9 protein-coding genes and 1 pseudogene are annotated in these 7,349 nt (G+C 71.3%); 6 read left to right on the top strand and 4 right to left on the bottom strand.

The features are described 5' to 3' along the window. Positions 1 to 39 precede the first annotated feature (39 nt). From AOK23_RS42980 to AOK23_RS42970, 3 genes and pseudogenes are all read right to left on the bottom strand, one after another. Positions 40 to 399: pseudogene (locus tag AOK23_RS42980) on the bottom strand (ribosome small subunit-dependent GTPase A); the annotation flags it as partial. A 16-nt stretch (positions 400 to 415) separates the two neighbouring features. Next, positions 416 to 1,753: a 3-phosphoshikimate 1-carboxyvinyltransferase gene (aroA, locus tag AOK23_RS42975; protein ID WP_055717792.1), complete on the bottom strand. Its 1,338-nt coding sequence runs from the start codon at positions 1,751 to 1,753 to the stop codon at positions 416 to 418. Positions 1,754 to 1,888: 135 nt separating this feature from the next. Further along, positions 1,889 to 2,611 carry a M50 family metallopeptidase gene (locus AOK23_RS42970; protein ID WP_055717791.1) on the bottom strand — a complete coding sequence of 241 codons (723 nt, stop codon included), beginning with the start codon at positions 2,609 to 2,611 and terminating at the stop codon, positions 1,889 to 1,891. A gap of 409 nt (positions 2,612 to 3,020) precedes the next feature. Here AOK23_RS42970 and AOK23_RS42965 point away from each other — a divergent pair, with 409 nt between their 5' ends. From AOK23_RS42965 to rsrA, 4 genes are all read left to right on the top strand, one after another. Beyond that, positions 3,021 to 3,836 carry an SOS response-associated peptidase gene (locus tag AOK23_RS42965; protein WP_055717795.1) on the top strand — a complete coding sequence of 272 codons (816 nt, stop codon included), beginning with the start codon at positions 3,021 to 3,023 and terminating at the stop codon, positions 3,834 to 3,836. A 10-nt stretch (positions 3,837 to 3,846) separates the two neighbouring features. After that, positions 3,847 to 4,482 (top strand): alpha/beta hydrolase family protein, encoded by a 636-nt coding sequence (locus AOK23_RS42960; protein WP_055717794.1) that lies wholly within the window; start codon positions 3,847 to 3,849, stop codon positions 4,480 to 4,482. A gap of 373 nt (positions 4,483 to 4,855) precedes the next feature. Next, entirely contained in the window at positions 4,856 to 5,527 is a 672-nt protein-coding gene (gene sigR, locus AOK23_RS42955; protein WP_055523577.1) for an RNA polymerase sigma factor SigR, read from the top strand. Beyond that, the gene (gene rsrA / locus AOK23_RS42950) at positions 5,524 to 5,835 is read left to right on the top strand and encodes a mycothiol system anti-sigma-R factor (protein WP_055717790.1); all 312 of its coding nucleotides are present in this window, start codon (positions 5,524 to 5,526) and stop codon (positions 5,833 to 5,835) included. Before sigR ends, rsrA begins: the two co-directional genes overlap by 4 nt. 119 nt (positions 5,836 to 5,954) lie before the next feature. On the opposite strand, the gene AOK23_RS42945 is transcribed toward rsrA, so the two are convergent. After that, positions 5,955 to 6,320, bottom strand: coding sequence for a hypothetical protein (locus AOK23_RS42945; protein WP_055717789.1), 366 nt, complete (start codon positions 6,318 to 6,320; stop codon positions 5,955 to 5,957). A 154-nt stretch (positions 6,321 to 6,474) separates the two neighbouring features. On the opposite strand from AOK23_RS42945, the gene AOK23_RS42940 reads away from it, so the two are divergent. Beyond that, complete coding sequence (locus AOK23_RS42940) at positions 6,475 to 6,849, top strand: hypothetical protein (RefSeq protein ID WP_240496845.1); 375 nt, start codon at positions 6,475 to 6,477, stop codon at positions 6,847 to 6,849. Continuing rightward, positions 6,846 to 7,349, top strand: a 504-nt coding sequence (locus tag AOK23_RS42935; protein WP_169800397.1) for a DUF4388 domain-containing protein, incomplete at its 3' end; no start/stop codon positions are given. The genes AOK23_RS42940 and AOK23_RS42935, both read left to right, overlap by 4 nt.

The raw sequence follows: 7,349 nt of genomic DNA, 5'->3' as shown, positions 1-7,349 counted from the left end.
CGCATCGTCCGCATCGCCGACCGCTCGTCGGTGCTACGCCGCGTTGGCGACGACGACGCGCTCGTACGGATCGTCGTCGTCGGCGGTGCGGCGTAGCACCGACGAGCGGTCGGCGATGCGGACGATGCGGGCGAGGGTGTCCTTCTTGCCGGAGAGATCCCCGACGAGGGCGACGGTGTCGCCGACGACCGCGGCCTTGCGGCCCAGTTCACGGGCCTTCATCGCCATCACGATCCGGTCCTCGACGAGGCAGGTCAGCCGGCCCCGGTCGACGGTGAGGACCATGCCGTCGGCGGCGTCCTCGTGCTTCGGACGGATGTTCGTGCGGGGGCGGTTGCCCTTGCGGTTGGGACGGGTCCGGATGTCGTCCTCGTCGGTGTGCTTGCCGTAGCGGCGCATGATCGTCGTCCGCCCGTCAGTTCCCGAGCATCCCGGCCCACAGTTCGGGGAAGTCCGGCAGTGTCTTGGCCGTCGTCGCCACGTTCTCGATCCGCACGTCCTTCACCGCCAGGCCGATGATCGCACCGGCGGTGGCCATGCGGTGGTCGTCGTAGGTGTGGAAGACACCGCCGTGCAGGGGGCGCGGGCGGATGTGGAGGCCGTCGGCGGTCTCGGTGACGTCGCCGCCGAGTTCGTTGATCTCCTTGGTGAGCGCCGCCAGCCGGTCCGTCTCGTGGAGGCGGAGGTGGGCGACGCCGCGCAGGGTCGACGGGGAGTCGGCGAGGGCGGCGACCGCCGCGATACCGGGGGTCAGCTCGCCCACCTCGCCGAGGTCCACGTCGATGCCGTGGATCGCGCCGGAGCCGGTGAACACCAGCCCGTACTCGGTGAGTTCGCAGGAACCGCCCATCTCGGTGAAGATCTCCCGGAGCTGGTCACCGGGCTGGGTGGTGCGCGTGGGCCAGTCGGGGACGACGACCTTGCCGCCGGTCACCAGGGCCGCCGCCAGGAACGGCTGGGCGTTGGACAGGTCCGGCTCGATCGTCAGATCACGGCCGAGCAGCGCGCCCGGCGTGACCCGCCAGACGTTGGGCTCGCCTCCCGACTCCGGGGTGTCCACCTGGGCGCCGACCGAGCGCAGCATGTCGACGGTCATCCGGATGTGCGGCATGGAGGGCAGCGTCGAGCCGATATGCCGGACCTCCACGCCCTGGTTGAAGCGCGGCGCGGACAGCAGGAGGGCGCTCACGAACTGCGAGGAGGACGAGGCGTCGATCTCCACCGGGCCACCGTCGAGGGCGCCGCTGCCGTGCACGGTCAGCGGCAGGGCGCCGCGGCCGTCGTCGTCGATCCGGGCACCGAGCGCGCGCAGGCCGTCGATCACGCCGTTCAGGGGGCGCTCGTACGACCTCGGGTCGCCGTCGAAGCGGATGGGGCCGTCGGCGAGGGCGGCCACCGGGGGCAGGAAGCGCATGACCGTGCCGGCGTTGCCGACGTCGACGGTGGCCGGGCCGCGCAGCCCCGCGGGCAGGACGCGCCACGCCTCGCCGGAGACGGCGGAGCCGCTCGTGGCCGAGGAACTGGACGACACCGTCTCCTCGATGCCGACGCCCATCGCACGCAGGGCGGCCGCCATCAGGAGGGTGTCACGGGAGCGGAGGGGGCGGCGCAGCCAGCCCGGCTCGCTGGCGAGGGCGGCCAGCACCAGGGCGCGGTTGGTGACGGACTTGGACCCGGGCACGTGGACCGTCGCGTCGACGGCTCCGCTCGCGTGCGGGGCGGGCCAGAGGGCGGGCTGTGCGTTCAGGGCCATGGGCCCACTTTAGTGGGGGTTCGCTCCGCCGGGCTCAGCCGGTTGACGTGCGTCGCTCGTCGCGTACGCGTCCGTTCGGGGCGGTTCGTGGCCGATCGTGCGGTGCCGCGTCGTACGGCCGATCACAGCTGACGGTCACAGCCTCAGGAGCCACCTTCCGCCGCCCAGCAGCGCGCACACGGACACCACGTGGAACATCAGCAGCCATACCGTCGCCGGCACATGGGTCAGGCGGGAGAGCTGGTCCGCGTCGGAGTCGCCGGCTCCGCCCCGGCGGCGCTTGGCCTGGAGTTCGAAGGCGGGGCGCACACCGCCCAGGAGGAGGAACCACACCACCGCGTACGCGAAGGCCGCCTGGACCTGGGGGCCGGCGAGCCAGGAGACGACGACGAAGGTGCCGCCGGTGAGCACGACCGTGAGGGCGCCGTACGCGTTGCGGATCATGATCAGCATGGCCACCAGGAGGATCGTGGAGAGCCACAGGAGCAGCGTGATCCGGCCGGAGCCGAGGAGGGCGGCGCCGCCGAGGCCGAGCAGCGGGGGAGCGGTGTAGCCGGCGGCCGCGGTGAGGATCATGCCGAGGCCCGTGGGCTTGCCGCGGCTGACGGTGAGGCCGCTGGTGTCGGAGTGCAGGCGTATGCCGGTCAGGGTGCGGCCGGTGAGCAGGGCGACCAGGCCGTGGCCGCCCTCGTGCGCGATGGTGATCGCGTTGCGCGAGAGCCGCCAGACGCCGTGCGGGACGACCGCGGCGAGCGCGGCCACCGCGGTGGCGATGACGACCCAGGTGTCGGGGTCGGGCTGGGTGCCGAAGACCTCGTCCCACAGGCTGGCCAGCGAGGTGGCTGCGGTGCTTTCCATGGTCGGCGGTATCTCCTCCGGGTCGCGTCGGATCTGGAAGTGTGGCACTCGGGGGCGGACGGTATGTGAGACGCCGGGGTGCCGGGGATCGTTCCTGAGGGGAAACCGGCTGGTCGGAGCGGTGGACGCGGGGGTGCGGTCCGGGGATGGGCCCGACCGCGACGACGCCGTGGCCGTACGCGGACAACAGGGATGCCGGTGGTCGTACGCGGACGAGGTTGGCGCTGGTGGCCGAACACGGACGAGTGCGGCATTGGGGGGCGTGCCCGGACGACGGGAGCGCCGGCAGGGCCCCCGGTGGGCGCATGGTGGGCAGCTGTGCGCGCCGCACCCCGCCGGTGGTCTGCCACCCTTGGACGTGTCCGGGTGGAGGACCCGGTGTGTGCGCGGGTCGGAGGGGTGGTTCGAGATGTGCGGGCGGTATGCGTCGAGTCGCAGGCCGGAGGATCTCGCGGGAGTCTTCGAGGTCGAGAAGTGGGAGCCGGAGGAGACCCTGGAGCCCGATTACAACGTGGCCCCCACCAAGGAGGTCTACGCGGTTCTCGACCGCCCCCTCAAGGACACCGACGACAAGCGGCCGGTCCGCCAGCTGCGCAAGCTGAAGTGGGGGCTCGTCCCCTCCTGGTCCAAGAACCCCGAGGGCGCCGCCCGGATGATCAACGCCCGCGCGGAGACCGTCCACGAGAAGCCCTCGTACCGTCGCGCCTTCGCGTCCCGCCGCTGCATCCTGCCCGCCGACGGCTACTACGAGTGGGTCACCGGCAAGCACGAGAGGGACCTGGAGGTCGAGGGCAAGAAGAAGAGGCCGCGCAAGCAGCCGTACTTCGTGCTCCCCGCCGACGGATCCGTGTTCGCCATGGCCGGGCTGTACGAGTTCTGGCGGGACAAGACCCTGCCGGACGACCACCCGCAGGCCTGGTGGGTCACCTGCTCGGTGATCACGACGGAGGCGGAGACGACCCCGCTGGCCGTGGCGCCCGCGGACGGCCCGTTCACGCTGGCCGAGATCCACCCCCGGATGCCGTTGATGCTCACGCCCGACCGCTGGGACAGCTGGCTGGACCCGGCCCGGACGGATCCCGAGGATCTGCGCGGCCTGCTGGAGCCGCCGCCCGCCGGACTGATGCGTGCCTACCCCGTCTCCACGGCCGTCAGCAACGTCCGTAACAACGCCCCGGAGCTGCTGAAGGAGCTGGAGGGCCCCGAGGAGGGCACACTCTTCTGACGTGAACGGGATCAGAGAAGAGATCGACACCGAGGCGGGCACGGCCCGGGTCGCCTGGCACGAGGCGCGGGACGCCCGATGGGTGCTCGCCGTGAGCCATGGCGCGGGCGGCGGCGTCGAGGCGCGCGATCTCCAGGCCCTCGCCGCCGTCCTCCCCGCGCAGGGGGTGACCGTCGCGCTCGTCGAGCAGCCCTGGCGGGTGGCCGGCAAGAAGCTCGCACCCGCGCCGAAGACCCTGGACGTCGGCTGGCGGGGTCTGTGGCCCGCGCTGACGGGGCCGGGGCTGCCCGTGATCGCGGGCGGGCGCAGCGCCGGGGCCCGGGTGGCCTGCCGTACCGCGCAGGAGCTGGGCGCGGCGGCCGTGCTCGCGCTGAGCTTCCCGCTGCATCCGCCGGGCAAGCCGGAGAAGTCCCGCGCCGGCGAACTGCTCGGCGCCGGGGTGCCGACACTGGTCGTGCAGGGCGGGAACGACACGTTCGGGAGGCCGGAGGAGTTCCCGGAGGGCCCCCACGCGCTCGTGGAGGTGCCGTACGGCGACCACGGGTTCGCCGTACCGAAGCGGGCGCCCCTCGATCAGGAGGCGGCGCTGAAGGTGATCACCGACGGTGTCGTGGAGTGGATCGCGTCGCTGGGCCGCCCGAGCTGAGGGCCCCGCCGGGTCGCGCTGAGGTCGTCCGCCGGGCCGCGCTGAGGCCGCTCGCCGGGCCGAGCTGAGGTCGCCTGCCGGGACGAGTGGAATGGGTCACTCGGTAAGGAGTCGGTGGGAAGGCGGGAATGTTGCGTGACGGCCCCCTGTTGTGCGGATCAGACAGCGCGAGACCGTGCTGACCGTCGTAGGAGAGGAAGTCCGCCGCATGGGTTCGACCATCTGCCCGACCCGCAGCAGCCGCGCTGACCTGGACTGGACGGTGCTGCACGCGGCGAAGAGCGCCCCTATTCGGGCGGCGGCGGGTGCGGATCGTCGTCTATCCTCCGAATCTGGTGGTACCGGTTTCGGTACCACACGGACACTGGAGGAGGTGGGTCCGGTCACTGGGACCGACGCAGGGACCGAACGGGGCCAGGCGGAGCAGCCCGAGGGCACGGAGACCGCCGCGGACCGCAACGCTCGTTTCGAGCGGGACGCGCTGGAGTTCCTCGACCAGATGTACTCGGCCGCGCTGCGCATGACGCGCAACCCCGCCGACGCCGAGGACCTGGTGCAGGAGACGTATGCCAAGGCGTACGCGTCCTTCCACCAGTTCCGCGAGGGCACCAACCTGAAGGCCTGGCTGTACCGCATCCTCACGAACACCTTCATCAACTCGTACCGCAAGAAGCAGCGCGAGCCCCAGCGCAGTGCGGCCGAAGAGATCGAGGACTGGCAGCTGGCGCGCGCCGAGTCGCACATGTCGACGGGTCTGCGCTCGGCCGAGTCGCAGGCGCTCGATCACCTGCCCGACTCGGACGTGAAGGAAGCGCTGCAGGCGATCCCCGAGGAATTCCGCATCGCCGTCTACCTCGCCGATGTCGAGGGCTTTGCGTACAAGGAGATCGCCGACATCATGGGGACACCCATCGGTACGGTGATGTCCCGGCTGCACCGGGGCCGCCGTCAACTGCGCGGCATGCTCGAGGACTACGCCCGTGACCGCGGGTTGGTCCCGGCCGGCGCCGGAGAGTCGAACGAAGCGAAAGGCTCGGGCTCATGAGCTGCGGAGAGCCGCACGAGACGGATTGCAGCGAGATCCTCGATCATCTCTACGAGTTCCTCGACCGTGAGATGCCCGACGCCGACTGCACCAAGTTCGAGCACCACTTCGAGGAGTGCTCGCCGTGCCTGGAGAAGTACGGTCTCGAACAGGCCGTCAAGAAGCTGGTCAAGCGGTGTTGCGGGCAGGACGACGTGCCGACCGACCTGCGGGCCAAGGTCATGGGGCGGATCGATCTGATCCGCTCCGGGCAGGCGGTCCCCGAGCATGATGTGACGGCCTCGCCGGCGACACCGCAGGAGACCTGAGCACCCGCGCACCGCGATACGCGTGAAGCTGTATGCGTGAACCGAGCCCGTTCCGGGCACGGCCGTCCGGCCGCCCTCGGAACGGGCTCAGTCGTGTGCGGTGTCGGGTCGGGGAGGGATCAGACCTCCAGGCCGGTCTCTATGCGCTTCAGGCCGTGGCGGGCCAGGGCCAGATTGCCGCGGGAGCGGTCGAGCGCCAGGTAGAGGAAGAGCGAGCCCTTGCTGCTGCTCAGCGGGCGGATCAGGTGGTACTGCTGGCCCAGCGTGATCAGGATGTCCTCGATCACGTCGTTCATGTCGAGCGAGGCCAGCGTGCGCATCTTGGAGCGCACGACCTCGGTGTTCCCGGCGGCCGCGAGTTCGAGGTCGAGGTGCTGTCCGCCGCCGAGGGTGCCGAGCGACATACCGCTCTCGTAGTCGACCAGCGCCACGCCGATCGCACCGTCGACCGTCATGGCTTCCTTGAGTGCGGTCTCGATGTTCATCTTGCTGCCCCAATTCCTCAGTGCTGCTGACCGGTCACTGTCCGGCCATCTACGATCGAACGCGAGCGATCCTTGGGTCGCAAACGTCAACTTTGTTGCGTGTTACGGAAGTTGATGCTCAAAGTACTGTGCGGCGCGTGAACGTGGAGGGCGAATGGGGGAAAGGGCGACCGCGCTCCAGGACTCCCTGGACCGGCTTCTCGACTCTCCGGGCGTCACCGGCGTCGCCCTGGTCGACGCCGTCACCGGACTCACCTACGGAACCGCGGGCGACGCCGCCCAGGCAGGGACGGGGACGGAGGTCTCCGACCTCGCCGCCCTCATCTCCGAGCGGCTCGGCGAGGCGGGGACCGTGGGGGAGCTGGAGAGCGTGGTCATGACCAGCAGGAGACGCCATCAGGTGCTGCTCTCCGTGCCCCGGTCGGCCGGCGACCCGCTGCTGCTCGCGGCCGGCCTCGACCGGGACCGGGCCAATATGGCCCTGGCGCTGCGGAGCCTCGGTGACCGGGCCCGAGAGGTGTTGGCGTGAAGACACCCTCGGCACGCAATGTGCCGGCCCTGCTCCAGGCACTGCACCAGGAGGGCTTCACCGGCACGGTACGGGTCTCCGGTGCCCCTGGTGGCACGATTCATCTCCGCGACGGCCGGGTCGGCGCGATCGAGACACCGGGCGCGCCGACCGCGACGTCCACACTGCTCGCCTCCGGACGGATCGACGACGACGCCTGGCTCGCCGCGTGCGCGGCCGAGCCCGACGCGGACCGGCTGGGCCGCCATCTCGAGGCCGCGGGTCTGATCGGTGCCGTCGAACTGGAGGTCGTCTGCACGGCGGCCGTCTATGACGGGGCGTTCGCGATGGCGCTGAGCCCACCGGGGGACTGGGAACTGACCGACCGTGAGCCCACCCTCCTGGCCCGGCCCGGAGTCGAACCCCGCCCGCTGGCCGAGGAGACGACTCGCCGTATCGCGCTGCTGTCCCGGCTCCGCGGCCCCGCGGGCGATCTGGCCCGGGGCCGCGGAGCCGGGACA

The sequence above is a fragment of the Streptomyces torulosus genome (assembly GCF_001419765.1).
In the GTDB taxonomy this organism is placed as follows: Bacteria; Actinomycetota; Actinomycetes; order Streptomycetales; family Streptomycetaceae; genus Streptomyces; species Streptomyces torulosus.
Note: the sequence above shows the minus strand (reverse complement) of the source record. Positions and strands in the feature narration are given on the sequence as shown.